The sequence below is a fragment of the Cupriavidus sp. F041 genome (genome assembly GCF_057814235.1).
The window spans coordinates 3,356,817-3,380,719 of sequence record NZ_JBVASY010000002.1 but is presented as its reverse complement, the minus strand read 5'-3'; the positions used below and the strand labels follow the sequence as shown (position 1 = coordinate 3,380,719).

Genomic DNA, 23,903 nt, shown 5'->3' with positions numbered 1-23,903 from the left:
GGCAGGGCCGGGTCCGGGAATACAAATGCGCGTTTGCGCGAGGGGGTGGCCGCCAGCGTCAAGGCGAGCCGCGCTAGACCAGGCCGACCACCAGGGGACCGAGCAAGGTCAGCAGCACATTGGCCAGGGCGTAGGTGATGGCGAAGGGCACCGTCGGCACCGGGCTTTCCGCCTTGTCCAGGATGCCGCCGAAGGCCGGGTTGGCGCTGCGCGAGCCCGACAGCGCGCCGGCCAGCAGCGCCGCGTTGTCGTACTTGAGCACGTAGCGCCCGAACAGCATGGTGAGGAACAGCGGAAGCAGCGTCACCACGGCGCCCAGCAGGAAGATGGTCAGCCCGCTTTGCTTGAGCGTGGTCACCGCCTGCAGCCCGGAGTTGATGCCGACGATGGCCACGAAGGCCGCCAGCCCGAAGTCCTTGAGCAACTGGCAGGCCGCCGTCGGCATGGCGCCATACATGGGATGCTTGGACCGCGCCCAGCCGAACACCAGGCCGGACAACAGCGCGCCGCCGCCGGAACCCAGGGTCAGCGGGATCGAGCCCACGCGCCATACCAGCAGGCCGATCAAGAGGCCCACCAGCACGCCGGCGCCGAAGTAGACGAAGTCCGTCTTCTCGCTCGGCACCAGTTCATAACCGGCGGCCTTGGCCGCGCGGGCGGTATCGTCGGGCGTGCCGTAGAAGGTGAGGATGTCGCCGTGCTGGAGCTTCAGGTCGGGCAGGATCGGCAGCGGATGGTCGTAGCGCTCGATATGCTCGATATACACGCCGTGCCGCTGGTCGCGCTCCACCATGCCGACGATCTCGGCGATGGACTTGTTGTTCATGTCCTTGTGCGTGAACACCGCGCGGCGCGTCTGCATCACCACGCCCATGCCATCGGCATCGGCCACTTCCTCGCCGATCACCTGCGCGGTGGGCACCATCGCGTCGCGCCGGCCCACCATCAGGACCAGGTCGCCGGCCTGCAGCACCAGGTCCTGCCTGACCTCGACCGGCTTGCCGCCGCGCATCACCTTCTCGACCGTGACGAGGTCCGCACCCTTGGTCTCGATCGCCGCCACGGTCTTGCCGGCGGCGCCGGCTACGCGAAACACGCGGCCCACCAGGCGCGGCAGCGCGCCACGCTGGCCCGGGCCAAACTGCGGCGTGCCGCCGTGCATGGCCTGCTCGACCTTCTTGGCGTCGGTCTTGAGGTCCGTCTTCATGAAGCGCGGCAGGATGTTCACGCACACGATGATGGCGCCCAGCGAGCCGAACACATAGGTCACGGCATAGCCGATCGCGACGTTGGACTGCAGCAGCTTCACCTGGTCGGGCGGCAGCCCCAGCTTGGTGATGGCGTCGCCCGCCGTACCGATGATGGCCGACTGCGTCATCCCGCCGGCGGCCAGGCCCGCGGCCAGTCCCTTGTCGAGATGGAACACCTTGGCGAGGATCACCACCGTGGCCAGCCCCACCACCGCCATGAAGATCGCCATGGCGATCTCGCGCAGCGAGTTGCGGTTGAGCGAGTTGAAGAACTGCGGTCCGCTCTCGTAGCCCACGGCATAGATAAACACCGCGAACATGACCGCCTTGACGCCGTTGTCGATCTCCACGCCGACCTGGCTGATGACCACCGCGGCCAGCAGCGAGCCGGCCACGCCGCCAAGCTGGAAACGCCCGAAGGTGATCTTGCCGATCGCGTAGCCGACTGCCAGCGACAGGAACAAGGCCGATTCAGGGGATTTCTGGAAGATGTTGTGCAACCACTCCATGCATGGCTCCTGCTGCGTGATGGATAAATGGATCAAGCGACGCGATCAAACCAGCGTGCTGCCCGGGTCCCGATGGCGGGCACGGGCCGGTGCGCAATCAATGCGCCAGTGCACCGGCCACGGCGACCGCGATGGGTCCCATCAATGGCAGCAGCACGTTGGAAATCGCGTAAGTGATGGTGTAGCCAACCACCGGCGTGCTGTTGCCGGCCGCATTGGTCAGCGCCATGATGGCGGGCGTACTGCATTGCTGGCCGGCCACCGCGCCGAGCAGGATCGGGGCTTCGATCTTCAGCCACCAGTGGCCGATCAGCAGCGACAGCGACGCCGGCACGATCGAGATCAGCACGCCCGCAACGGGCAGCGCCAGGCCATAGGTCTTCACCAGCTTGATGGCGTCCGGTCCGGCGGACAGACCCACCGCCGCGATAAAGGTGGCCAGCCCGAAATCCTTCAGGATCTCCGCCGCCGACGATGGCAGCGAGCCCATCAGCGGCACGCGCGCGCGCAGCCAGCCGAATGCCAGGCCCGCTACCAGGCAACCGCCGCCGGTACCCAGCGTCAGCTCCGCGCCGCCAACCTGCAGCCTCAGGCTGCCCAGCAACATGCCCAGCAGCACCCCGACGCCGAGAAACACAAAATCTGTCTTGATGGTGGGCACGACGCGGTAGCCCAGTTCCGGCACTACCCGGTCGACGGCCTCGGAGGGGCCGCTCAGGCTCAGCACGTCGCCACGCTCCAGCACGGTATTGGGCAACGGCGGGATCGGGCGCCCGACGCGGCTGATGGCGTCGATGTACACGCCGCGGCCCATGCCGACATCCGCCATGCCGCGCAGCGCAGCCAGCGTGGCGCCGCTGATCTCGCGCCGCGTGAGCAGCACGTCCTGCTCGGTCTGCACCACCGTGTCCATGCTGGCTTCCCCGGCCGCTTCCGGCGCCTCGGGCAGCTCGATGCCCACCGCCTGCGCGAACGGCACCATGGCGTCGCGGCGGCCATACGCCAGCACCACGTCACCGGCCCGCAGCACCTCATCGGGCGTTGGCTTGAAGGTATGAGCGTCGCGCCGGATGCGCCGGATCGTCACGCCCAGCGCCACTGCCTTCTCCGCCGCCAGCACGGTCTGCCCGGCCGCCGCACGCACTTCCAGCACGCGGCCCACCAGGCGCGGCAGCGCGCTGTACTGGCGCGCGCCCATGTCGGACTCGCCGCCGAGCTTGTGCCAGAGCGCCGCCGCCGACTCGCGCAGGTTGATGCGCAACAGCCACGGCGCCAGTTGGCTGGTGAACAGCACGATGGTGATCAGCCCGAACAGGTAGGTCACGCTGTAAGCGGTGACGATATTGGTCTGCAGCTCGCGTATCCGTTCGGGGGACAGGCCCAGCCTGCCGATGGCCTCGGAGGCCGTGCCGATCACCGCCGATTCCGTCGCCGCGCCGGCCAGCAGCCCCGCCGCCGTGCCCTGGTCCAGGTTCAGCACCACCACCGCCAGCGCCATCAGCGCCAGCACCACGGCCACTTCCACCAGCGACAGCAGGCCAATGCGCCAGCTGCGGGTGACGTTGGCAAAGAACTGCGGGCCGCCGGTGAAGCCCAGGGCGAAGATAAACAAGGCGAAGAAGACGTTGCGCACGTCGGTGTCGATGCGCGCCCCGGTTTGCCCGATCACCAGCGCGGCAATCAGCGTGCCGCAGATGCCGCCAAGCTGGAACGGCCCGATCTTGATCGAACCCACCGCATGTCCCACGGCCAGCGCCAGGAACAAAGCGATCTCAGGTTGCGTTGCAAGCAGGTGGACGATGGTTTCCATGGCGCGGCAGCGGCTGTGCAAAGGGTTCACTGGGCCCACGGGGCGCCCGCGCAGCGGGGCCGCGGCGCAAGCGTCTGGCCGCGATCCTTCCCGGCGGGCGCCGCGCAGATTTGGCGTGGGCCATTATCTCTGCCGCAACTTGGGGTGCGTGCTGAAAGCTTTTGTTTGTGATTTAAGCGGTGTCAACATGCGCTGGGGTGGCCTCGAGCCTTGTGGTACGCGGTGCGGAACCGTGGGAGGCGAGGGCCAGCAATTGGGATGATTGGTCGACGCAGTCGCACAATCGCGCCGGAACTTTCATCAAATCGCGAGCGATCCGGCCCTACAGTGGCGGCATTCCATACACGATGCAGCGCGCCACCGCGAGCTTGTCATCGGCGCATTCTTACTACTTGATGGCATCCGAGCGGTTCGAAACCTCGCCGGACGTCCGGGTGGTGCATGCGTGGATCAAGGAGCTGGTGGCGCAGCTGTAAGGCAGCTCGCTCACTTGCCTCTGCCATGACTCCCGCCGCCCAGCGGATCAGCGATGATCATCGTCTGCTGCAACACGCTGTTGTCGTCGAAGTAGCAGCTGAAGTGGGCCGGCAGGTTGGCGTCCTTGTACATACGATAGGACCAGGCTTCCCGCTTCATCAGCGGGTAATACTGAATCGGGACCCGAGGCTTGCCGAAGCGCTCTTCAATGTCGCGCTTGGTCCAGACGCCGATCTGCGCCTGATAGATCTCTTTTTCCGTCAGCATCTGACGGAAGCTGCTGAGTTTGCCTCCGGCATCGAAATCTGCCGCGTAGACGGAGAAGCCGAGCGGCTGGCGGGAATAGATCCAGCGGGTGGTGCCGTCAGCCAGGCGGTAGACCTCGCTGGGTGCGCCAAAGGTATCGCGCACGCTGCTTTCCGGACCACCGACCAACTTGTTCCCCGTCTGCTCGGGCTGCAAGGTGGCACAGGCGCAAGCCATGACGGCGACCGCGCAAACCAAACCGGCCAGGCGCTGATGCATGACAGTTCTCCCGCATTCGCGCGCCAGCGCTCCCAGGGCGATCTGGCTCTGCCGGGCGGCGCGTCCGGGCATGGTGCCCAATCACAGCATAGTCGAGGGACCTGCCAAACCGTGTAGCGACCGGTAGGCGCATCGGCAATTTTCCGCGGGCTCGGGAGCACGCGTTGTCATTGGGACAAAGCCCATGCGCGTACTACCATCAGTGCAGAGTGCGACGCGAACGGCTGAAGAACGAATGGGCCGGGACACCAATGGGGCGGGAGTCACTACCGGAGGTGTCCGACGGACGCAGGCGCCGCACCGCAGACAACCAGGAGCCACCGATGTCCATCCCTCATCTATCCTCCGGCCAGATCGCCAGCGTGCTGCCCCTGGGCGCGCGCCTTGAGCAGACGCCCACCACGGCACTCTTCAAGGAGAGCCGCCTGGAAGTCATGCGCCTGGTGCTGGCCGCCGGCAAACGTATGCCGGCCCATGCGGTAGCCGGGCCGGTCACCATGCAATGCCTGGAAGGCGAAGTGGATGTCGGCGTGGACGGTGGCCACCGGCTGCTGCGCCAGGGCGATCTCGTCTATCTGGCTTCCGGCGTGAAGCATGATGTGACGGCGATCAGCAACGCCTCCGTGCTGGTGACCATCGTGCTGCTGGATCGGGCCGGGGCGTAGTGGCCTTGGCGGCCGGAAGCCGGGCTGGTACTGAAGAGGCTGGATCGGATCGGGCCATCCGGTCAGGCGATCGCACCGTACGCAGTCGCAACAGGGCGACGGCTCCCTATTGAAACGGGTGTATTTTCTTGGGAAATTCAGTGGTGCCCGGGGTCGGACTCGAACCGACACGCCTTGCGGCGGGGGATTTTGAGTCCCCTGCGTCTACCTGTTTCACCACCCGGGCTGAGTGGATGCTGGCCGATTTGCCGGGAACCGGCGTGCCAGCATGGTGCTGAGCCGGGAATTATGCCGCAAATCCTGCGCGGTCACAACTAGCCAGTCCCAGGGAATCCCTGGCGACCTCGCCTGGTCCGCATGGCGCGGCTCCGGTCATGGTATTCAGGCGTCGGCGGGCGGACCTTGCCGGTGGCCCTGGCCGGCGCGCAGGCGACGTTTGACGGCCATCGGCGTTAAGGCGGTATCCGGGATCTTGTCGATTCCTGGCAGCAGGCGAACTCGGCTAGCATGATTGCAGCCATCGCATCCGCGGGCCGCCAAGGCCGCCCGCGTTTCCAATCCACGCCCGGAGCACCATGTCAGACCTGCCGTCCTTCGCCAGTCTTGCGCAACTGCCGTCCCAGGATCCCGACTTCTTCGATGTCCAGTACAACAACCGGGCCAGGGTGCCCGACAATGCCATCCATATGGCGCGCTGGGCGGCGCTGTCGCGCCAGGTGCGCGAGCGGGGCAGTTGGCTGGAAGACCAGAGCTATGCCGATGGCGAGCCTGGCCCGTACCACGAGGACGAGCGGCTCGATTACTTCCCCGCCGAACCCGGTGCCGTTGCCGGGCAGGCGCCGCCGCTGCTGGTGTTCCTGCACGGCGGCTACTGGCGTGCGCTGAACAAGCGCGACCACAGCCTGGTGGCCAACGCATTGCCACGGTGCGGCGTGTCGGTGGCGGTGGTCGAGTACTCGTTGTGTCCGGCGGTGACGGTGGAGACCATCCTGCTGCAGGCGGTGCGCAGCGTGGCATGGCTGTACCGCGCGGCGGACCGGCTCGGGCATGACGGGACGCGTATCTTCGTGGCAGGACATTCCGTCGGCGGCCATATGGCGGCGATGATGCTCACCACCCTGTGGCCGCGCGTGGGCAGCGACCTGCCGGCGGACCTGGTCAAGGGCGTGGTGTCGGTCAGCGGCCTGCACGATCTGGAGCCGCTTCGGCGCGCCGCCTTCCTGCAGGCCGACCTGAAACTGTCGGAAAGCGACGTGGGCCGGCTCTCGCCGGCCTTCCTGCCGCCCGCCACGGACGCACCGCTGGTGACGGCGGTGGGCGGGCTGGAGCCCGAGGAATACCAGCGGCAGACGGACCTGCTGCGCGCTGGCTGGGCCGCCAACGCGGCAGCGCCAGGCGCGGCGCATGTGCCGATGCCCGGGAGGCACCACTTCAACGTGATGGACGATTTCGCCGAAACGGACAGCCCGCTGCTGCGTGCGGTCCTGAGGATGATGGACGTGGCTTAGCGCCCGGCGGCGTGGCAGCTCACCCCTCCAGCACCCGCAGCAGCGACGAGGTATCGTCCTTCCCCCAGCCCTTGTCCATCAGCGTGCCAAGCTGGCGCGAGGTGGCCTGCATGGCGGGCAGTTCCAGCCCGAGCTGGCGGGCGATCTCCGCGGCCAGCCCGAAATCCTTGTCGTGCAGCCGCGCCTCGATGCCCGGGGCAAAGTCGTGCGCCACCATCTTCGGCCCCATCATGTCGAGCATGCGGCTGCCGGCCATGCCGGTGGCCATGGCTTGCAGCACGCGGCCGCTGTCTACCTGCTGCGCCTGCGCAAAGCGCATGGCTTCGGCAATGCCTTCGATATTGACCACCTGCGCGATCTGGTTGCACAGCTTGGCGACTTGCCCTGCGCCGTGATCGCCGATGTGGGTGATGGTCTTGCCGAGCAGCCCGAGCAGGGGCCGCACGCGCTCCAGCATCTCGGCCTTGCCGCCCACCATGATGGTCAGGCTGGCCGCTTCGGCGCCCACGGTGCCGCCCGAGACCGGGCAGTCCAGCGCTTCGATGCCGCGCTCGGCCAGCCGCGCGGCGATCTCCCGCGTGACGATGGGCGAGATGGTGCTGTGGTCGATGCAGATGGTGCCCGGCGCCGCGCCCTCGATCACGCCGCGCTCGCCCAGCAGCACCGAGCGCACATCCTCGGACGAGGTGACATTGGTGAACACCACCGCCGCGCCGCGCGCCGCTTCGGCGGGCGTGGCGCAGGGCACTGCGCCCAGCGCGCGGGCCGCGTCGGCGGCCTCGGGCCGGCGCACACAGGCGCGCACGCCGTGGCCGGCGGCAAGCAGGTGGCGCACCATCGGCGTGCCCATGGCGCCCAGCCCGATAAAGCCGATCGTCAAGGGTTGAGAGGCGGTTGCTGTCGTATTGCTCATGTCAAGACATCCTTATTTCTCGGCCGCGTAGGCAAACTTGCCGTCGCGGATCACACCCATCACGCGCGAGCGCTGGTCGAAGCCCTGATGGTCTTTCGCGCTCAGGTTCATCACGCCATTGGGAATGGTCAGGTTAGTGGTGGCCTCCAGCGCATCGCGCATGGCGTGGCGGAACTCGCGCGTGCCCGGCTGCGCGCCGCTCTTGCCGGCACGGCGCGCGGCGTCGTCCAGAAGCATCCACGCGCCCCAGGCATCGCCGGCAAATTGCGTGATGCTGTCCGCGCCGTACTTCGCCTCATAGCGCGTCGCGAAATCCAGTGCCACTCTTTTCACCGGATGGCTGTCCGGCAGTTGCCGGGCCACTACCACCGGCCCGGTCGGGAACAGCGTGCCGTCCACATCCTTGCCGCCTACCCGCAGGAAGTCCCAGGTGGCGATGCCGTGGGTCTGGTACACCTTGCCTTTATACCCCCGCTCGGCCAGCGTCTTCTGCGGCAGTACCGAAGGCGTGCCCGCGCCGGCCACCAGGATCGCATCCGGGCTGGCCGCCATCAGCTTCAGCACCTGCCCGGTCACCGAAGTATCGTTGCGCGAGAAGCGCTCGTTGGCCACCACCTTGATCTTGCGCAGCTCCGCCAGCCTGGAGAACTCCCGCCACCAGCTCTCGCCGTAAGCATCGTTGAAGCCGATGAAGCCCACCGTCTTCACGCCATGGTTGCTCATGTACTCGGTGAGCACCGTGGCCATATGCGAATCGTTCTGCGGCATCTTGAACGCCCAGCGCCGCTTCGGGTCCGCCTGCGGCTCGATGATGGCGGCCGACGCGGCCAGCGCCACCATCGGCGTCTCGCCCTCCGCCACCGCATCGAGCGCGGCGATGGCCGTCGGCGTGATGTTGGGGCCGACCACCACGTCCACCTTCTCCTCGGAAATCAGCTTGCGCACGTTGCGCACCGCGGCAGCGGGGTCGGAGCCATCGTCCAGGATCACGTACTGCGCGCGCTGGCCGCCCAGGGTGGGCGGCCACATCAGCACAGCGTTCTTGGAGGGGATGCCGATGGAGGCGGCGGGCCCGGTGGTGGAGACGTCGATGCCCACGCGGATGTCGGCGCGCGCGGGCAGGGCGGCGAGGAGCAGGGTGGAAGCCAGCAGGGTGGCGCGGATGCGCGGGTGGGGCATGGACGATCTCCTCGTGTTCTATTTTTTGGGTGATACGGCGAAGGCTATCTTAACGATTTATCGGCCGCTACGCCGCGCCCATACAGCGCAAGCCGCGCGTGGTGCTGCTGGCGGCGCAAGGCCGCATTTTTTGCGCCGGTGGCAACATCGACGAGTTCGGCGCCGCGGGAATGGCGCTGGATACGCTGGTAGACGACATCCTCACCCCGCTCCACCCGGCGCTCTACCGGCTGGCCACGGCGCCGCTGCCGGTGGTGGCCGCGGTCAGCGGGCCGGTGGCCGGCGCGGGTATCGGCCTGGCGCTGTGCGCGGACTTCGTGCTCGGCGCGGCATCGACCACGCTGCGCACCGGCTACGCCGCGATCGGTCTTTCGCCCGATGCCGGTGCCTCGTATTTCCTGGCCCGGCGCGTCGGTGCGGTGCGGGCGCAGCAGTGGCTGATGCTCAGTGAAACGATTGACGCGCAGCGCTGCCTGCAGCACGGCGTGATCGATGCCCTGTACCCGGACGACGGACTGGCCGATGCCGCCGAGGCCCTGGTGACCCGGCTGGCGAGTGCCGCGGGCGGGTCGCTGGCCGCGATCAAGACCTTGTGCGGCGGTTTGCCGGCGCGAGGCCTGCAGGAGCATCTGGCGCTTGAGCAGGTGTTGCTTGTGGGCCGGGCCGGGAGCGCCGATGCGCGCGAAGGCGTGCGTGCGTTCCTTGAGAAGCGGCGGCCGCGATTTGCTGGGGGCCAGGCGGAAAGCGGCGGGGCGTGCGGCGCGGGTTGTTACTTACCTTAGCGCCGCCGCCTCCCGCCGCCAGCGGCGCAGTTCCACCCACTGCCATGACAACAACGCCGGCACGCCGAACAGCACCTCGCGTGCGCGCTTGACCAGCGCGAGCGACAGCGACACCTGCGGGTCCACCCCGAGCAGATGGCCCAGCAGCATCACTACCGCTTCCTGCACGCCCAGCCCGGCCGGTACGAAAAAGGCGACATGGCGCACCGCCTGGGTCAGCGATTCGATGGCGATGGCCTGCCAGAACGGCACCGGATGGCCCAGCAGCATCAGCGCGAACCAGATTTCCAGCGTGCCCGCGAGAAAACCGGCGAACTGCCAGGCCAGCGCGGCCGCGAGTTCGCCGTGGCGGGCATTGAGCGCGCGAATGGCGGCGTCGAGGCGAGCGCCGTCGATCAGCGCCACCAGCCGGTGGTCCCCGCCGAACAGGCGCCTGGCGGCACCCTCCAGGCGCTCGAAGATCGCGCTGTGACGCAGCGAGAGCGCGAACAGTACCGGCACGGGGAGCGACAGCGCCAGTCCGAGCAGGATCACCCACGCGTGGCCGCCATCGTGCATCGCGAGTATCAGCAGCATCACGCCCAGCGCGCAGAAAAGGTATTGCGCGAACAACGTCACCATGACTTCCACCACGATGCTGGCGGTGATGGCGGTGGTGTCGTGGATGCGCAGGCGGGTCAGGTGGATGCCGGCCAGTTCGCCGCCCACGCTGGCGGTGGGCAGAAGCCGGTTGACGGCTTCGCGCACGGTGGCCACCCACCAGAGGAAGCCCAGGCCGGCGCGCTCTTCGGGATCGGCCGAGGTCAGCAGCACGCGCCAGCCCTGTGCGTCCAGCAGCAGCGGCAGCGCGTGGAAGGGCACCAGCAGCAGCAACAGCCAGCCGCCTTCGGCGACGATGCGGGCCACGTCGCTCGCGCCCTCGTGGCTGATCAGCAGGGTCAGGCCAAGCAGGCCGAGCAGGCCGGACAGGTAGATCAGCCGCTTCATCGCGCGTTTGCGGCCAGGGTTGCCGCTGGTGTTGCAGCCGGCATTGTCGTCAGTGTTGTCGCCACCGCTGTCGCCACCATTGTCATGCCCTTCATGCCGGGGCCAGCACGTCGGCGAAGCCGCCTCGGCGCGGCGCGGTCCGGTCCAGCGCGGCGCGCACGCGCGGCGACAGCAGCGCGGCCAGTTCGTCGGCATGGCGATAACCGCGCATGGTGGCCGTGACTTCGGCGCCCGACACCACGGCGGGATGGAAGTAGATCTCGCCCACGCCCGCGGGCAGGCGCGCGAGCGCGGCAAGCAGCGCGGCTTCGTCCATGGCGCCGCTGTTGGCGATGCCTACCACGTAATCGTTGTGGGCCACGCCCGCGGCGGCAAGGCGGCGCCGCAATAGCGCGAGCCAGGGCCGCAGCAGCAGCGGCGCGCCGTGCTCGCGCGGCAGGCGCACTGCGCGCAGGCCGAACTCGCGGCCGATCGCCAGCGTCAGCGACAGCACGGTGGGATGCAGATGGAAATGCTTGTGGGCGTTGACGTGGTCCAGGGCCAGCCCCGTCGCGGCAAAGGCTTCGAACTGTGCGCGGATCTCGGCGGCAAGCTGCCGCCGCGCCCCGGGCAGGAAGAAGAAGCGGCAGCCGTCACGCGCCATGGCGGAGCCGAAGCGGCCTTGCGCGTCGACCAGCGCCGGGATCCGTGCGGGCGGCAGCATCGCGGTCCCGTCGGCCAGCACCAGGTGCAGCCCCACGCGCAGGCCGGGCAGGCGGTGCGCGCGCGCCACCGCGTCGGCGGCGGCGGGCGCGGCCACCATCAGGCTGGCCGCGTTGAGCACGCCATCGCGGTGGGCCATCTCAACGGCCTCGTTGACGGCGGGATGCAGCCCGAAATCGTCCGCGGTGAGGATCAGCGCGCGCTGCGACGCCACCGCGGTCTGCACTGTCATCTTGTCTTGCGCCGGGCTCACGCTTCGTGCGAACGCAGGAAACGGAAGAACTCCACGCCTTCGCGCAGGCGCCGCTTCATCATCTCCCAGCTGCCCAGCATCTCGCGCACGATCTCCCAGATCTTGCCGGGGCGGAAGTAGAAGCGCTTGTAGAAGGTCTCCACGCCGTGATAGATCTCTTCCCTGGAGAGGTGAGGGTAGCTGATCGCGGCGAGCTGCACGCCCTTGTCGTTGACCAGGTTGATGACCTTGTTCTCTTCCAGCCAGCCGTTCTCCACTGCCTGGCGGTACAGCGTGGTGCCCGGATAGGGTGCCGCCAGCGATACCTGGATGGTGTGCGGGTTGATGTCCTTGGCGTACTCGATGGTTTTCTCGATGGTCTCGCGGGTCTCGCCCGGCAGGCCCAGGATAAAGGTGCCGTGGATGGTGATGCCGAGCTTGCGGCAGTCCTCGGTGAAGCGCCGCGCGATGTCGGTGCGCAGGCCCTTCTTGATGTTCAGCAGGATCTGGTCGTCGCCGGATTCGTAACCCACCAGCAGCAGGCGCAGCCCGTTTTCCTTCATGATCTTGAGCGTGCTGTACGGCACGTTGGCCTTGGCGTTGCACGACCACGTCACGCCGAGCTTGCCCAGGCCGAGCGCGATTTCTTCCACACGCGGCTTGAAGTCGGTGAAGGTGTCGTCGTCGAACATAATCTCCTTCACCTCGGGCATGTTCTCCTTGATCCACTTCACCTCGGCGATCACGCTCTCCGGCGAGCGGGTGCGGTAGCGGTGCCCGCCCACGGTCTGCGGCCACAGGCAGAAGGTGCACTTCGAGCGGCAGCCCCGGCCGGTGTAGATCGACACGTAGGGGTGCTTCAGGTAGCCGATGAAGTAGTTTTCGATCTTCAGGTCGCGCTTGTACACGGGCGCCACAAAGGGCAGTTCGTCCATGTTCTCTATCATCGGACGCGGGCCGTTGTGTTCCAGCGAGCCGTCCGGCAGGCGGTAGCTCAGGCCCGGCACATCCTTGAGCGGCTTGCCCGCGGCCACGTCCTGGCAGGTGTAGTCGAACTCCTCGCGGCACACGAAATCGATGGCGGTGCTGGCGCCCAGCGTGCCGCCCGGGTCTACCGCCGGCTTGGCGCCCACCATGCCGATCAGCACGCCAGGCTTGCGCTTCTTCAGTTCCTCGGCGAACTTCGCGTCGGTCGGGAAGGACGGCGTGCTGGTGTGGATGATGACCAGGTCGAAGCCGGCGGCGATCTCCAGCGTGGCCTGCGCGTCCAGGCCGTCGGCCGGTGCATCCAGCACGCGGCTGTCGGGCACCAGCGCGGCGGGCTGGGCCAGCCAGGTGGGATACCAGAACGATTTGATCTCGCGCTTGGCCTGGTAGCGCGAACCGGCGCCGCCGTCGAAGCCATCGAAGGAAGGGGCCTGCAGGAAGAGCGTTCTCATAGCGGTCTCTGTGAAATCATGCCGTTTGCAGACAGGGCGGGAGAGCGGTCGCGCTCGTCATTGTCCACGCCATCGGCCTGCAAGGAAAGGGGCCGCGCCATCATGCCGGCGGCAAAGCCCGTGACGGCTTGCGCGCCGGTGCCTTGCTGCGGAACAGGGCCGGAGTGCGGGTTCGCGAACTCCTGGCGGGGCGCGGCGGCGGCGGCGGGGCGATCGCGTACCGACATTACCTGCTCGCGCCAGCGCACCTTCTCGCCGAACAGCGCGGCTGCCCATTCGACGAGCAGCAGCGCGTCGCGCAGCGGCGCGCGCAAGGCCGCGGCGGCGCTGCCCGCCAGCACGCTGCGCGCCACGATACCGGCCAGCGCCACGGCCAGCACCAGAGGCTGCGGCGACAGCCTCGCGGCCAGCGCCAGCACGGGCCAGGTAAAGGTGATGAAAGTAAAGGCAAAGCCGAGGGGGTTGATGGAACGGATGGTGCGCAGCCAGCGCAGTTCGTGCGCCCACAGCGCGGGCAGGCGTGTTTCCGTCACGTCCGTGCTCACCACGACGTCCGATAGCACGGTACGCAAGCCGCTGCGGCGGGTCAGTTCGCCAAGCCAGAAATCGTCGGCGAGCCGGTTGGCCAGGGGCGCGAATCCACCGATGGCGTCGAGTACCTCTCGCCGCAGGGCAATGGTCGCGCCGAAGGAGAAGCGGCGCGAGCCGCAGCCATGAGCGATGCGCACGGAGGGCGCGAACCAGTCGTCGATAAACTGCGCACCGACCCGTGACAATAGTCCGCCTGCGGCCCTGCCGCGGTACAGGCAGGTCACCACGCCAACCGCGGCGTCGGCCAGCGGCGCGGTGACGCGGGCCAGGTAGTCCGGGGGCGCCGCGATGTCACTGTCGGCAATCAACAGCCAGGGATGGCGCGCTTGTGGCAGCAGGTTGATCAGGTTGCTGACCTTGAGGTTGCTGCCGTGCACACGGGAGTCGGTCACCAGGGCAATGTCGCATGCCGGAAATTCCGCGCGCAGCCGCTCCACCACCGCGATAGCGGGATCGTCCGCCGCATGGACGCCGAATACCAGCTGGAATGCCGGATGCCGTTGCCGGCACAGGCCTGCAAGATTTTCATAAAGCTGGGGGGCGGCGCCGCACAGCGGCTTGAGCACGCTGACCGGGTGCAGGCCGGCGTCTTCCGGGGCGGCGCAAGGGATGGCGGCCTGCGCCGGCGCGCGGCGGCTGGCCAGTGCCGCGGCGATGGCATAGCCTGCCGCCAGGCACGCCAGAGCGACGTCGGGGAGTGTGCCCCAGTTCATCTTGGGCAGCCCCCGGCACGAACGGCGTTGCTCCCCCTCGCACCACCGCCAGGCACTCCCATCCGAAGGGCTGCGGGAAGATCGATGCAAGGTTCAGCAAGCAGTTCGAGCCGGATGCAACCACGTTGGAAAGAAGTCACCTGCATGGAAGGCTCCAAGTCCAATCACCGCATTCATCGCAGTTGGATTTTCTGCAGGCTAATCATACGGCAGCCGATATAAAAGATTCCATTAAATCTTTAAAAATGAGATGTGCTTTGAAATGAAATTGTAAGGTTATACCCATTGATTTCCGCTTATGCTGTTGGTAATCATTTTCAAATGAAATGCGCTAGCAGCCAGTGGTTATCGTTTCGTGACAATGCGTGGCATCGGCAGAGTGCCGCGAGCGCGATACGCGCGAGTTGGCGTGCTGGCTTCCTTTGCCACGGTAGCCAGCCAAGGCGTTTCCCCTTATCCTCCGGCTGTTGCCGCCCCCGGGTGTCTGCTATCCCTGCCTGGCTCAAATAACGTCATTGATCGTATGGCCCGCCATCGCGGCCGACCTCCCGCAGCTCTTTGTTGTCTGGGAAGAAGCAGAACGAGCAGGCGGCTGGATTTCACGAGCGCGTTGGCTTCCGCCGGATCGGCCGCTTCGCGCCGGACCCGTTCGGTAATCCATTCCCGATCCTGCACATGGCGCTGCCGTCCTGAAGCACGCCAGGACGGCAGCCTGTCCGACAGGCAGCGGGTTACGGAGCGCTGCCGACCGGCTCGGGCAGATCCTTTTCAGTACCCGGTGCGGGTACTTAAAGCCGGCAGGCGCGGCATGCCGCGCCGCGGGTCATCACCCAGCCAGCCCCTTGTTCGGATTGATCAGATACTTCTCGCCGGTCGCGCGCTTGTTGTAGACCGCGATCACGTCCGGGGCCAGCACCTCGGCCAGCGAGATCTCTTTCGAATAGTGGCTGGCAAAGGTCGTCTTCAGTTCCGCCACCACGCGCTGCTTGAGCGCGCTCGCCGCCTGCGGCCCGATCTTCTGCAGGAAGGAAAACAGCAGCCAGCCTCCCATTCCCCAGGCCATGCCGAAGTTGCGGGTGAACTCGGTCGGGGAAGTGTCCAGGCCGCCGTAGAGGTAGACCTGCTTGAGCGTCGTCGAGCCATAGCGGCTGTATTCGCCGGCTTTCCTGCTCAAGGCCGCCTCCATGCAGCTCAGGATCTGTCCCGCAAGCTTGCCGCCGCCGGTGGCGTCGAAGGCGAGCGTCGCGCCCGTGGCCGCGATCGCTTCGGTGAGGTCTTGCAGGAACGTGGGCGAAGCCGCGTTGCAGACGTGAACGGCACCCTGGGCCTTGAGCAGGTCCGCCTGCTCCTGCTTGCGCACGATGTTCACCAGGCCGACGCCATCCTTGAGGCAGATCTGGTTGAGCATCTGCCCCAGGTTGGAGGCGGCAGCGGTGTGCACCAGCGCGGTATGTCCCTCGCGCCGCATGGTTTCGATCATGCCCAGCGCCGTGAGCGGGTTGATGAACGACGAGGCGCCTTCGGCCGGCGTCGCTCCTTCCGGCAGGACCAGGCACTGGTCCGCCGGGATACAGCGGTACTGCGAGTACATCGCGCCGCCAATGGCCGCCACCGTCTTGCCCAGCAGCGCCTGCGCCGCGGCGGATGAGCCCGCCTCGACGACCACCCCTGCGCCTTCATTGCCAACCGGCATGGACACATCCACCCGGCCCGCCATGCTCTTCATCGCACCCTCCGGGACGCGGGCGGTGACGACGGGCTGTCCGGCGGTGCCGCCGGCCTTTGCCGTGCTCATGTCAGCGGCACCGAACAGCAGGCCGAGGTCGGACGGGTTCAGGGGCGAGGCTTCGACACGGACCAGCACTTCGTTCGGGCCGGGCAGGGGGATGTCGACGCTGGCAAGCGACAACTCCAGTTCGCCGCCGCGCTTGATCAGCGAGCGGAGTTGAAGGGCGGTGCGGGTGCTCTCGATGGGCATTCGGTATCTCCTTGGGTCGATCGTCTGAAGCTGGCCGGGGCTGCGTTGGCCGCAGGGAGCAATGTAGCAAGTTCCGGCAAAACCGGCTGGCGGCGCCTCGCGCAGCCGGTCCGGGGCAGGCAGGGCAGTGCCCGATCCTTCTCTTGACACTCAGAAACTTTCAACCTAAAGTGCGCCTGCAGATCTAGATAAGAGACCATCTGTAAGATGGTCTCTTCCTGCGTGCAGATTGCTGCGGCCTCTTACAGAAATAAAACAAGGAGACCGCTGTGCAATCCACGATCAAGATCCGTGGCATCGATGATGTCATCTCGTTCATAGATTCCTGCCCAGGCATAAAAGGCAGAGCCGGCCTCATCTGGTGGCTCGCGCTGGGGGGATTATTCCTTGACGCATTCTCCAATTCCGCATTGAGCGCGGGCCTTGCGCCCATGACGCGGGATTTGCATCTTGCCGCGTCGCAGGTCGCGCTGCTGACCTCGTTCGCTTCCTGGGTGGCCATTGCCTTCAACCCGATCGGCGGCTGGATGGCCGACCGCTGGGGCCGCGTTCGTCCGCTGGTGCTGGCGAAATTCCTGGCGGTGACCGGTGCGCTGCTGGTGGTCTTCGCGCCGGGCTTCGAAGTCATCCTGGTCGGGCGCTTCTTCGTGGGCGCTGCCTACGGCATCGATTTCGCCATTGCCATGGCGGTGCTGGCGGAGTTCACGCCAGTCAGGCTGAAGAGCCGGCTCAATACCTGGCAGGGCATGTGGTACACCGCCGTCTGCAGCAACCTGCTGCTGGCCTTGCTGTTCCACTGGTGGCATGTGGGCGATTCCATCTGGCGCTACTCGGTGGCCGCTACGGCCATCTTCGGGCTCGGCATTCTCATCCTGCAGCTTGCCTTCCTGGTCGAAAGCCCGATCTGGCTGGCGCGCAAGGAGCGGCTGGCCGACGCTGCCATGGCGATGACCCGGATCTATGGCCGGCCCTTCGTGGCCGCGCCGGTGGATGAGCGCCTGCCTGTCCTCAACCAGGCAAAACGTGGCCTGGCCAATGTGTTGCTTATCTTCCGCGGCGTGTATCTGCCGCGCACCATCCTTGCGGCGACCGTGCAGATCGGGCAGTCCATCCAGTATTTCGCGGTCGGCTGGTATTTGCCGCTGATCAGCGCGGCCTTGTTCGGCAAGGACTTCGTCTACGCCACGGTGGGCGCGCTGGTCTTCAACGTCTTCGGCATCTTCGGGGGCTTCATGTCGCCGCTGATTGGCAGAAAGCTTGGCTTGCGGCGCGCTTCCGCCTTCGGTTTCGCCGCCGTCTTCGTCATGCTGCTGATCCTCGGCCTGTTCAACGGCAAGATGCCGGTCTGGGTGGCGGTGATCGTGCCGTCGCTGTTTATCCTCTTCCACTCGGGCGGTCCCGGCGCCAACGGCAAGAGCCTTTCGTCGCTGTCGTTCCGCAGTGAACTGCGCGCGGGGGCGAACGGCATCATCGGTGCCCTGGGCTCGACTGGCGCGGCGCTGGGCCTGCTGATCTTCCCGATCTTCCGGGAGAACTATGGCCTGGAAAAAACCTTTCTTATCCTGTCGATCGTGCCGCTGACGGCCAGCATCATCTGCTTTGTGATTCGCTGGGACCCGACGCGCACCGCGATCAATCCCGACAACGAAGCCGATGCCCCGCAATTCAGCGGCGACGAACAGCCGGCCCCGGCGTTCCTCAACCCGGCGATAGAGAAAACCCAGCGATGAAGCACAACAGGAACGTCATACTCGCCATCGACGAAGGCACCTCCGGAACGCGCGCGGCTGTCGTCGCCGCCGACGGCCATGTCTCCTGCCTGGAGTACATGGCGCTCCAGGTGGACGCGCCGCGGCCTGGCGTGGTGGAGCAGGATGCGAACGCAATCCTGGAGAAGACCGTCGCCGTGTGCCGCGCGACGATTGCGCGCGCGCAGCAGGAGCAACTACAGATCGTGGCGCTGGGCCTGGCCACGCAGCGGGCCACGGCGGTGCTTTGGGATACCCGCACCGGCCGTGCGCTCGTGCCCGCCATGGTCTGGCAGGACACGCGCTACGTCGGCGAACTCAACGCGCTGGCGCCGGCCTGGGACAAGACGCTGATCGAGCAGGTCGGCCGCCCGGCAGGCGTGCGGTCCCCCTACCTCTGGGCCGCCCGCCATCTCCACGACACCCCGGCCGTGGCCGAGGCGTTCCGGGAGAACCGTCTTGCGTTCGGCACGATCGACACCTGGCTGCTGTGGCACCTGTCCAGCGAACGCGCCTGCGTGACCACGCCCACCAACGTGACATCCGCCAGTGCCTACGTGCTGGCGGAGCACCGCTACCACCTTGGCTGGCTGGACGCGCTGGGCTTTCCTGCAGCGCTCTTGCCGGCGCTGCGCCAGGACGCGGACGACTTCGGCCGCACCCGGCCGGAGCAACTGGGCATCGACGTGCCGATCCTCGCCTGCGCCGGCGACCAGCTCGCGGGCGCGGCGGGGCTTGGGTGCCTGGACAGGGGGCAATCGATGTGCGTGCACGGCACCGGCAGCTTCGTCGACCTGATGACCGGGCCGGAGCCGCCGGCCAGGGCCGGGCTGTACGACGGCACCCTGACCATGACCGCGCGCCGCCAGCATCATGTCTCGCACCTCTCGGTCGAAACCTTCGTGGCCACTACCGGCTCGGCGCTCAACTGGGTCTGCGAGAAGTTGCGCTGGTTCGAGAGTGCGAAGCAGATCAGCGCGCTGGCGGCCACGGTCGATTCGGCGCGCGGCGTGACGTTCCTGCCCGCGCTGACGGGGCTGCGGGTGCCGCAGATGCAGCCCGAGGCGCGGGCCTCGCTGACGGGCGTTTCCATCGCGAGCTCCCAGGCCGAGGTGGCCTACGCCATCCTCGAAGGCATTGCCCATGCGGTTGCTTCGTGCATCGAGGCCAACGAGGAAGTCGCTGGCGTGAAGGTGTCCGAACTCATCGTGGGCGGCGGCTTGTCCGGCAGCGATGCCTTGCTGCAGATCCAGGCGGACCTGACCGGCATGCCGATCCGGCGCATGCGGGAAACCGACCGCGCCAGCTTGCGCGGGATTGCCTTCTTCGCGGGATCGTCGGGACTGCTGTGGGACTCGCTGCAGCACGCCCGCGCCACCAATGAAACCGATGCCGTCTTCGAGCCCCGGCTCGGCGCCGGCGAGCGCGGCGAACGCCGCGCGCTGTGGCATGCGCGGGTGGCGTCCGAGCTGCGTCACGCGCAGACCTTCCACAATCAATAAGCAGTCAGGAGATCTCCACGACATGATGGTTTTTCCATCCAGAAATCCGGGCAAGGACCGCGCCGGGATGACCTCTACCGAGCCGCTGCGCCTGGTCCGCCAGGAGCAGCTGGACCGCCTTGCCAGCGAACAGTTCGACATCCTTATCGTCGGCGGCGGCGTGACCGGCGCCTACGCGGCGCTGGATGCGAGCTTGCGCGGCTACCGGGTGGCCCTGGTGGAGAAGAACGATTTCGCCTCCGGCACCTCGTCCAAATCCTCCAAGATGGTGCACGGCGGCCTGCGCTATATCGAGCAGGGCAACCTCGGACTGGTGCGCCATTCCCTGCTGGAGCGCCAGCGCCTGCGCAGGAATGCCAGGCACCTGGTGCAGCGCCTGCCGTTCCTGTTCCCCGTGCTGGAAAAGGATGGCGTGTTCGACAAGCGCCTGTCCAAAGCGTTTGAAAGCCTGCTCTGGACCTACGACATTGCCGGTGGCTGGCGCGAAGGCATCCTCCACCAGAAACTCACCAAGGCCGAGGTGCTGTCGCATTGCCCGACCTTCAACGAAGAGAACCTGCTCGGCGGCTTCCTGTATTTCGATGCGCGGGTGGACGATGCCAGGCTGACCCTGAACATCGCCCGTACCGCGGCCTTCCATGGCGCGGCGGTAGTCAACCATGCGAAGGTGGTCGAGATCACCCGCAACGATCACGGCAAGGTCGATGGCGTGATCGTCCATGCCGGCGAGCGCGAGATCCGGGCCAGAGCCGGCGTCGTCATCATGGCGACGGGCGTCTGGCTGCGCGACTGGACCGGCCGCAAGAAGGGCGAGGAAAAGACCCTGCACATCCGGCCGGCCAAGGGGGTGCATGTCGCCATTCCCTGGCTGAAGGTCCGCAACGACTGCACCGTGACCATCCCGGTGCCGGGGCGCAACCGCCGCGCCACCATCACCCGCTGGGGCAACGTCTCCTACCTCGGCACCACCGATGAAGACTACGAAGGCGACCTCGACGATGTCTGCTGCACCCGGCAGGAGCTGGACTTCCTGCTCGACGGGGCGCGCTGGGCCTTGAAGACGGACCTGCAGGCCGAGGACGTGCTCGGCAGCATCGCGGGGTGCCGGCCGCTGGTCGCGCCGCCGGGCGGCAAGACGCTGGAAATCAAACGCAACCATGAAATCCATACGGCGGCCGATGGCCTGGTCACCATCGTCGGCGGCAAGCTGACCACGTCCCGGCATATGGCCGAGCAGACCATCGACGCCGCGCAGAAAGTCATCGGCCAGCGCAGCAAATGCCGGACCAAATCGGCGTACCTGCTGGGCGCGGCGGGATACGACGCGCAGGCCATCGTGGCATCCGGCGGCCTGTCGGCCCACCTGGGCGAGCGTTACGGCACGGAAGCGCGCTTCGTCAGCGACATCCTGCAGGCCGATGCGCGGCTGCAGAAGCCGATCGTCGAAGGGCTGCCCTACACCGAAGCCGAGATCGTCTACGCCGCGCGCCATGAACTGGCGGGCAGCGTGGACGACATCCTTTCGCGCCGCATCCGTGCCCGCCTGATGGCGCGCGATGCGTCGGCGCGCGCCGCGGCGCGCGTGGGCGAACTGTTGCAGGCCGAACTCGGCCTGTCCGAATCCGTCGTGGCGCAACAGGTCAACACCTACCTGAGCGCCGTCGCACACGAAAAATCCGTTCTTATGGGAGAGAATGCATGATCAGCAAGGAAGCAATCAAGCGCGGCTACAACCGTGGCAACTATGTCGTCGGCGCGCACACGCCGCCCGCTTACGCGGCCACGATCAAGGAAGCGTCCGCCACGCCCGGCCTGCAACGCGACGCCGTGGCCGTCGATGCCGCGCAGATCGACGCGCTGCGCGGCGTGGCGGATGAAGTGCTCACCGATGCCGGCAGCGTCGTGACGTGGACGCGTGACTGGTGGGCCGGGTCGATGATGACCGAGACTGCCGGCAAGCCCGCGACCCCGCAGGCCGTCATCGTGCGGGTTTCAACCATCGGGCAGATCCAGGCGGTCATGCGCATTGCGCACGCGGCGGCGATCCCCGTGACCGTATCGGCCGGGCGCAGCAATGTGACCGGTGCCGCCCTGCCGGTGCGCGGCGGCATCGTGCTGGATGTGTGCGAACTGAACAAGATGCTGGACTTCGACAAGGAAAGCCAGATTGTCGAAGTGGAGGCAGGCGTGTTCGGCGACGTCTTCGAGCAGACCATCCAGAGGGACTACGGCATGACGATGGGCCACTGGCCGTCGTCCTTCGCCATCAGCACCGTGGGCGGCTGGGTGGCGTGCCGCGGCGCCGGCCAGCTCTCCACGCGCTACGGCAAGATCGAGGACATGGTGTTCGGCATGGACGTGGTGCTGGCCGACGGCAGCCTCGTCACGGTGGGCGGCTACTCGCGCGCGGCGCTCGGCTCCGACCTGCAGCAACTGTTCATCGGCTCGGAGGGCACCCTTGGCGTCATCGTGCGCGTGCGCCTGAAACTGCATCGCCTGCCCGACTACGGCCGCGCCATCGCCTATGGCTTCAAGACCTTCGCCATCGGCCTGGATGCGTGCCGCGAGATCATGCAGCGCGGCGCGAATCCCGCGGCGCTGCGGCTCTATGACAAGCTCGAGAGCGGCGTGCAGTTCAACCTGCCGGACACCAACGTGCTGCTGATCGCCGACGAGGGCGCCCGCGAGATGGTCGATGCGGTGATGGCCATCAGCGAAGGCGTGTGCAAGGAACTTGGCCATGGCCTGGACTCAGGGACCATCTTCGAGCGCTGGCTGGACACCCGCTACCTCACCGGCAAGAGCGCCGAAGGCTTCAAGCGCAGCCCCGGCTTTGTCGCCGACACCCTGGAAATGTCCGGTCCCTGGAGCGACCTGTCCGCCATCTATACCGACGTGGTCAACGCGATCAATGCCGTGCCCGGCACGCTGGCGGGCTCGGCGCACCAGTCGCACGCGTATGTGGACGGCGCCTGCCTGTATTTTTCGCTGCGCGGCGAGGTGGAGGTGGAGAACCGGGCGACGTGGTACCGCCAGGCCTGGGATGCCGCCAATGCGGTGCTGATCAAATACAATGCCGCGTTGAGCCACCATCACGGCATCGGGCTGTTGCGCGCGCCGTATATGCGTGAATCGCTGGGCAGCGCGTTTCCGGTGCTGGTGGCGGTCAAGCAGGCGCTGGATCCCAAGAACATTCTCAATCCCGGAAAGCTCGGCCTGAGCGACGAGCTGCCCCACCACGCGGATCGGTAAGCATCATGGACAAGTCACTCGGGGCACGCCTGACGCGGCACCCGGTCATCGGCACGCTCTACGGCGTCGAGCAGGTCGACATCTTTATCGAGAGCAATGCTGAAGTCTCCATCGTCGCCAACGTCGAGCTGCGCAAGCTGCAGCCGGTGGTGGCCACGCTGACCAAGGCGGGCAAGTACGTCATCGTCAATATCGACAGCTGCGAAGGGCTGTCGCAAGACAAGGGCGGTGTCGAGTATCTTGCCGATATCGGTGTGACCAGCCTCGTCTCCACCCGGGTGGCAACCATCCAGCGCGCCAACCGGGCGGGGCTGATCACGATGCAGAAGGTATTCGTGACAGACCGCTCGACCTGGCCGCGCAGCGTCAAGGCGCTGGAGCAGAGCGATCCCAATCTCGTGCAGCTGATGCCCGCGCCCATGCTCTCGCATCTTTCCACCAAGGACCGCAAGGCGCTGCCGCCCATCGTGACATCGGGCTTCGTCTGCAACAAGGACGATATCCGCAGCGCGATCAAGGAAGGCGCCGTGGCGGTTTCCACCAGCGACAGCAAGCTGTGGAACCTGGAGCCTTCCGTGTTGAAATCCTGAAACCGACTGAGGTAATCGATGGCTGCTTCCTACCTGCGGGCGATCGCGCGCTACTACTGAGGCGCCCGCCAGCCGGCAGCGCCGCAGCCAGCGCTACTCCCGGACAACCTTGGCGAATGGCCTCGGCGCGTCGTTGCCGCCACCGAAGAGGATGTGGTCTTCCCCATCCTTCATCATGCCCAGGCAGCCATTCCGGCTGCTCCCGCACCAGGTCAGGCAGACCTGGTCGTTCTCGATCCGCCACTGGCCGCGATCGGTGCCACCGTTGACCTGCTTCACCGCGTAGAGGTTTCCCAAGTTGCCGGCGGTCTCAGTGGCCTTTCACAAGAGCAAGGATTCGCGCAGTTTCCGACCTGGCTGGCTATGGCGCTTTGCTCTGGGCTTACAGCAAGAGCCTGGGTCCGGAGGTAATTGTGGCGGCACATGTCAAGCGCGATCCGTGCGAAAGCGCGCACTAATTCGCGGAAAAAGCGGCCGCGCCGACTCATCCCAATGGCTAGTTGAAAGGGATCTTGCGCTACTTATACTGAAGAAATCCAATCGCCGGTAAT

At 66.8% G+C, this 23,903-nt stretch carries 20 protein-coding genes and 1 tRNA gene; 9 read left to right on the top strand and 12 right to left on the bottom strand.

Annotated elements, in window-relative coordinates:
- Window positions 1–73: 73 nt before the first annotated feature.
- Both aspT (ACZY0R_RS32945) and aspT (ACZY0R_RS32940) read right to left on the bottom strand, forming a co-directional pair.
- On the bottom strand, window positions 74–1,759 hold the full coding sequence (gene aspT / locus ACZY0R_RS32945; RefSeq protein WP_488864399.1) for an aspartate-alanine antiporter: 1,686 nt from the start codon (window positions 1,757–1,759) through the stop codon (window positions 74–76).
- A 97-nt stretch (window positions 1,760–1,856) separates the two neighbouring features.
- Window positions 1,857–3,569, bottom strand: a complete 1,713-nt coding sequence (gene aspT / locus ACZY0R_RS32940) for an aspartate-alanine antiporter (protein ID WP_488864397.1) — start codon at window positions 3,567–3,569, stop codon at window positions 1,857–1,859.
- A 347-nt stretch (window positions 3,570–3,916) separates the two neighbouring features.
- Between aspT (ACZY0R_RS32940) and ACZY0R_RS32935 the strand changes: the two genes are divergently transcribed.
- Window positions 3,917–4,045 (top strand): hypothetical protein, encoded by a 129-nt coding sequence (locus ACZY0R_RS32935; RefSeq protein WP_488864395.1) that lies wholly within the window; start codon window positions 3,917–3,919, stop codon window positions 4,043–4,045.
- A 10-nt stretch (window positions 4,046–4,055) separates the two neighbouring features.
- Here ACZY0R_RS32935 and ACZY0R_RS32930 read toward each other — a convergent pair whose 3' ends face one another.
- Window positions 4,056–4,571 (bottom strand): hypothetical protein, encoded by a 516-nt coding sequence (locus ACZY0R_RS32930; RefSeq protein WP_488864393.1) that lies wholly within the window; start codon window positions 4,569–4,571, stop codon window positions 4,056–4,058.
- Window positions 4,572–4,894: 323 nt separating this feature from the next.
- Here ACZY0R_RS32930 and ACZY0R_RS32925 point away from each other — a divergent pair, with 323 nt between their 5' ends.
- A complete protein-coding gene (locus tag ACZY0R_RS32925) occupies window positions 4,895–5,236 on the top strand; it encodes a cupin domain-containing protein (protein ID WP_035867302.1) in 342 nt (113 codons plus the stop codon).
- A 141-nt stretch (window positions 5,237–5,377) separates the two neighbouring features.
- Here ACZY0R_RS32925 and ACZY0R_RS32920 read toward each other — a convergent pair.
- A tRNA-Leu gene (locus ACZY0R_RS32920) sits at window positions 5,378–5,462 on the bottom strand.
- Window positions 5,463–5,811: 349 nt separating this feature from the next.
- On the opposite strand from ACZY0R_RS32920, the gene ACZY0R_RS32915 reads away from it, so the two are divergent.
- Window positions 5,812–6,744 carry an alpha/beta hydrolase gene (locus tag ACZY0R_RS32915; RefSeq protein ID WP_488864391.1) on the top strand — a complete coding sequence of 311 codons (933 nt, stop codon included), beginning with the start codon at window positions 5,812–5,814 and terminating at the stop codon, window positions 6,742–6,744.
- Window positions 6,745–6,763: 19 nt separating this feature from the next.
- On the opposite strand, the gene ACZY0R_RS32910 is transcribed toward ACZY0R_RS32915, so the two are convergent.
- Together ACZY0R_RS32910 and ACZY0R_RS32905 are read right to left on the bottom strand one after the other, a co-directional pair.
- Window positions 6,764–7,657 carry an NAD(P)-dependent oxidoreductase gene (locus ACZY0R_RS32910; protein ID WP_488864389.1) on the bottom strand — a complete coding sequence of 298 codons (894 nt, stop codon included), beginning with the start codon at window positions 7,655–7,657 and terminating at the stop codon, window positions 6,764–6,766.
- A gap of 12 nt (window positions 7,658–7,669) precedes the next feature.
- A complete protein-coding gene (locus ACZY0R_RS32905; RefSeq protein ID WP_488864387.1) occupies window positions 7,670–8,836 on the bottom strand; it encodes an ABC transporter substrate-binding protein in 1,167 nt (388 codons plus the stop codon).
- A gap of 98 nt (window positions 8,837–8,934) precedes the next feature.
- Between ACZY0R_RS32905 and ACZY0R_RS32900 the strand changes: the two genes are divergently transcribed.
- Window positions 8,935–9,618, top strand: coding sequence for an enoyl-CoA hydratase/isomerase family protein (locus ACZY0R_RS32900; RefSeq protein WP_488864385.1), 684 nt, complete (start codon window positions 8,935–8,937; stop codon window positions 9,616–9,618).
- Here the strand turns inward: ACZY0R_RS32900 and ACZY0R_RS32895 are convergent.
- The 5 genes from ACZY0R_RS32895 to ACZY0R_RS32875 all read right to left on the bottom strand — a co-directional run bounded on the left by ACZY0R_RS32895 (window position 9,610) and on the right by ACZY0R_RS32875 (window position 16,260).
- Complete coding sequence (locus tag ACZY0R_RS32895; RefSeq protein WP_488864384.1) at window positions 9,610–10,605, bottom strand: lysylphosphatidylglycerol synthase domain-containing protein; 996 nt, start codon at window positions 10,603–10,605, stop codon at window positions 9,610–9,612. The two genes, ACZY0R_RS32900 and ACZY0R_RS32895, sit on opposite strands and share 9 nt — an antisense overlap.
- 91 nt (window positions 10,606–10,696) lie before the next feature.
- Window positions 10,697–11,539 carry a hopanoid biosynthesis-associated protein HpnK gene (hpnK, locus tag ACZY0R_RS32890; protein WP_488864383.1) on the bottom strand — a complete coding sequence of 281 codons (843 nt, stop codon included), beginning with the start codon at window positions 11,537–11,539 and terminating at the stop codon, window positions 10,697–10,699.
- A 17-nt stretch (window positions 11,540–11,556) separates the two neighbouring features.
- Window positions 11,557–12,978: a hopanoid biosynthesis associated radical SAM protein HpnJ gene (gene hpnJ / locus ACZY0R_RS32885; RefSeq protein ID WP_488864381.1), complete on the bottom strand. Its 1,422-nt coding sequence runs from the start codon at window positions 12,976–12,978 to the stop codon at window positions 11,557–11,559.
- On the bottom strand, window positions 12,975–14,282 hold the full coding sequence (hpnI, locus tag ACZY0R_RS32880; RefSeq protein WP_488864379.1) for a bacteriohopanetetrol glucosamine biosynthesis glycosyltransferase HpnI: 1,308 nt from the start codon (window positions 14,280–14,282) through the stop codon (window positions 12,975–12,977). Before hpnI ends, hpnJ begins: the two co-directional genes overlap by 4 nt.
- 826 nt (window positions 14,283–15,108) lie before the next feature.
- Window positions 15,109–16,260: a zinc-binding dehydrogenase gene (locus ACZY0R_RS32875; RefSeq protein WP_488864377.1), complete on the bottom strand. Its 1,152-nt coding sequence runs from the start codon at window positions 16,258–16,260 to the stop codon at window positions 15,109–15,111.
- A 269-nt stretch (window positions 16,261–16,529) separates the two neighbouring features.
- On the opposite strand from ACZY0R_RS32875, the gene ACZY0R_RS32870 reads away from it, so the two are divergent.
- From ACZY0R_RS32870 to ACZY0R_RS32850, 5 genes are read left to right on the top strand one after another with little or no spacing between them, the layout of a single operon-like run.
- Window positions 16,530–17,990 (top strand): MFS transporter, encoded by a 1,461-nt coding sequence (locus tag ACZY0R_RS32870; RefSeq protein WP_488864375.1) that lies wholly within the window; start codon window positions 16,530–16,532, stop codon window positions 17,988–17,990.
- Window positions 17,987–19,510, top strand: a complete 1,524-nt coding sequence (locus ACZY0R_RS32865) for an FGGY family carbohydrate kinase (RefSeq protein WP_488864373.1) — start codon at window positions 17,987–17,989, stop codon at window positions 19,508–19,510. Before ACZY0R_RS32870 ends, ACZY0R_RS32865 begins: the two co-directional genes overlap by 4 nt.
- A 22-nt stretch (window positions 19,511–19,532) precedes the next feature.
- A complete protein-coding gene (locus ACZY0R_RS32860) occupies window positions 19,533–21,212 on the top strand; it encodes a glycerol-3-phosphate dehydrogenase/oxidase (RefSeq protein WP_488864371.1) in 1,680 nt (559 codons plus the stop codon).
- Window positions 21,209–22,762, top strand: a complete 1,554-nt coding sequence (locus ACZY0R_RS32855) for an FAD-binding oxidoreductase (protein ID WP_488864369.1) — start codon at window positions 21,209–21,211, stop codon at window positions 22,760–22,762. The genes ACZY0R_RS32860 and ACZY0R_RS32855 overlap by 4 nt, the downstream gene beginning before the upstream one ends.
- 5 nt (window positions 22,763–22,767) lie before the next feature.
- Window positions 22,768–23,352, top strand: a complete 585-nt coding sequence (locus ACZY0R_RS32850; RefSeq protein ID WP_045237677.1) for a glycerol-3-phosphate responsive antiterminator — start codon at window positions 22,768–22,770, stop codon at window positions 23,350–23,352.
- 93 nt (window positions 23,353–23,445) lie between these two features.
- Here ACZY0R_RS32850 and ACZY0R_RS32845 read toward each other — a convergent pair whose 3' ends face one another.
- On the bottom strand, window positions 23,446–23,649 hold the full coding sequence (locus tag ACZY0R_RS32845) for a hypothetical protein (protein ID WP_488864367.1): 204 nt from the start codon (window positions 23,647–23,649) through the stop codon (window positions 23,446–23,448).
- Between the last annotated feature and the right edge of the window lie 254 nt (window positions 23,650–23,903).

What these genes read in the sequence shown, in the direction of transcription:
- aspT (WP_488864399.1), bottom strand. Translation starts at nt 1,759, where the DNA reads ATGGAGTGGTTGCACAACATCTTCCAGAAATCCCCTGAATCGGCCTTG.
- aspT (WP_488864397.1), bottom strand. Translation starts at nt 3,569, where the DNA reads ATGGAAACCATCGTCCACCTGCTTGCAACGCAACCTGAGATCGCTTTG.
- ACZY0R_RS32935 (WP_488864395.1), top strand. Translation starts at nt 3,917, where the DNA reads ATGCAGCGCGCCACCGCGAGCTTGTCATCGGCGCATTCTTACTACTTG.
- ACZY0R_RS32930 (WP_488864393.1), bottom strand. Translation starts at nt 4,571, where the DNA reads ATGCATCAGCGCCTGGCCGGTTTGGTTTGCGCGGTCGCCGTCATGGCT.
- ACZY0R_RS32925 (WP_035867302.1), top strand. Translation starts at nt 4,895, where the DNA reads ATGTCCATCCCTCATCTATCCTCCGGCCAGATCGCCAGCGTGCTGCCC.
- ACZY0R_RS32915 (WP_488864391.1), top strand. Translation starts at nt 5,812, where the DNA reads ATGTCAGACCTGCCGTCCTTCGCCAGTCTTGCGCAACTGCCGTCCCAG.
- ACZY0R_RS32910 (WP_488864389.1), bottom strand. Translation starts at nt 7,657, where the DNA reads ATGAGCAATACGACAGCAACCGCCTCTCAACCCTTGACGATCGGCTTT.
- ACZY0R_RS32905 (WP_488864387.1), bottom strand. Translation starts at nt 8,836, where the DNA reads ATGCCCCACCCGCGCATCCGCGCCACCCTGCTGGCTTCCACCCTGCTC.
- ACZY0R_RS32895 (WP_488864384.1), bottom strand. Translation starts at nt 10,605, where the DNA reads ATGAAGCGGCTGATCTACCTGTCCGGCCTGCTCGGCCTGCTTGGCCTG.
- hpnK (WP_488864383.1), bottom strand. Translation starts at nt 11,539, where the DNA reads ATGACAGTGCAGACCGCGGTGGCGTCGCAGCGCGCGCTGATCCTCACC.
- hpnJ (WP_488864381.1), bottom strand. Translation starts at nt 12,978, where the DNA reads ATGAGAACGCTCTTCCTGCAGGCCCCTTCCTTCGATGGCTTCGACGGC.
- hpnI (WP_488864379.1), bottom strand. Translation starts at nt 14,282, where the DNA reads ATGAACTGGGGCACACTCCCCGACGTCGCTCTGGCGTGCCTGGCGGCA.
- ACZY0R_RS32875 (WP_488864377.1), bottom strand. Translation starts at nt 16,260, where the DNA reads ATGCCCATCGAGAGCACCCGCACCGCCCTTCAACTCCGCTCGCTGATC.
- ACZY0R_RS32865 (WP_488864373.1), top strand. Translation starts at nt 17,987, where the DNA reads ATGAAGCACAACAGGAACGTCATACTCGCCATCGACGAAGGCACCTCC.
- ACZY0R_RS32860 (WP_488864371.1), top strand. Translation starts at nt 19,533, where the DNA reads ATGATGGTTTTTCCATCCAGAAATCCGGGCAAGGACCGCGCCGGGATG.
- ACZY0R_RS32855 (WP_488864369.1), top strand. Translation starts at nt 21,209, where the DNA reads ATGATCAGCAAGGAAGCAATCAAGCGCGGCTACAACCGTGGCAACTAT.
- ACZY0R_RS32850 (WP_045237677.1), top strand. Translation starts at nt 22,768, where the DNA reads ATGGACAAGTCACTCGGGGCACGCCTGACGCGGCACCCGGTCATCGGC.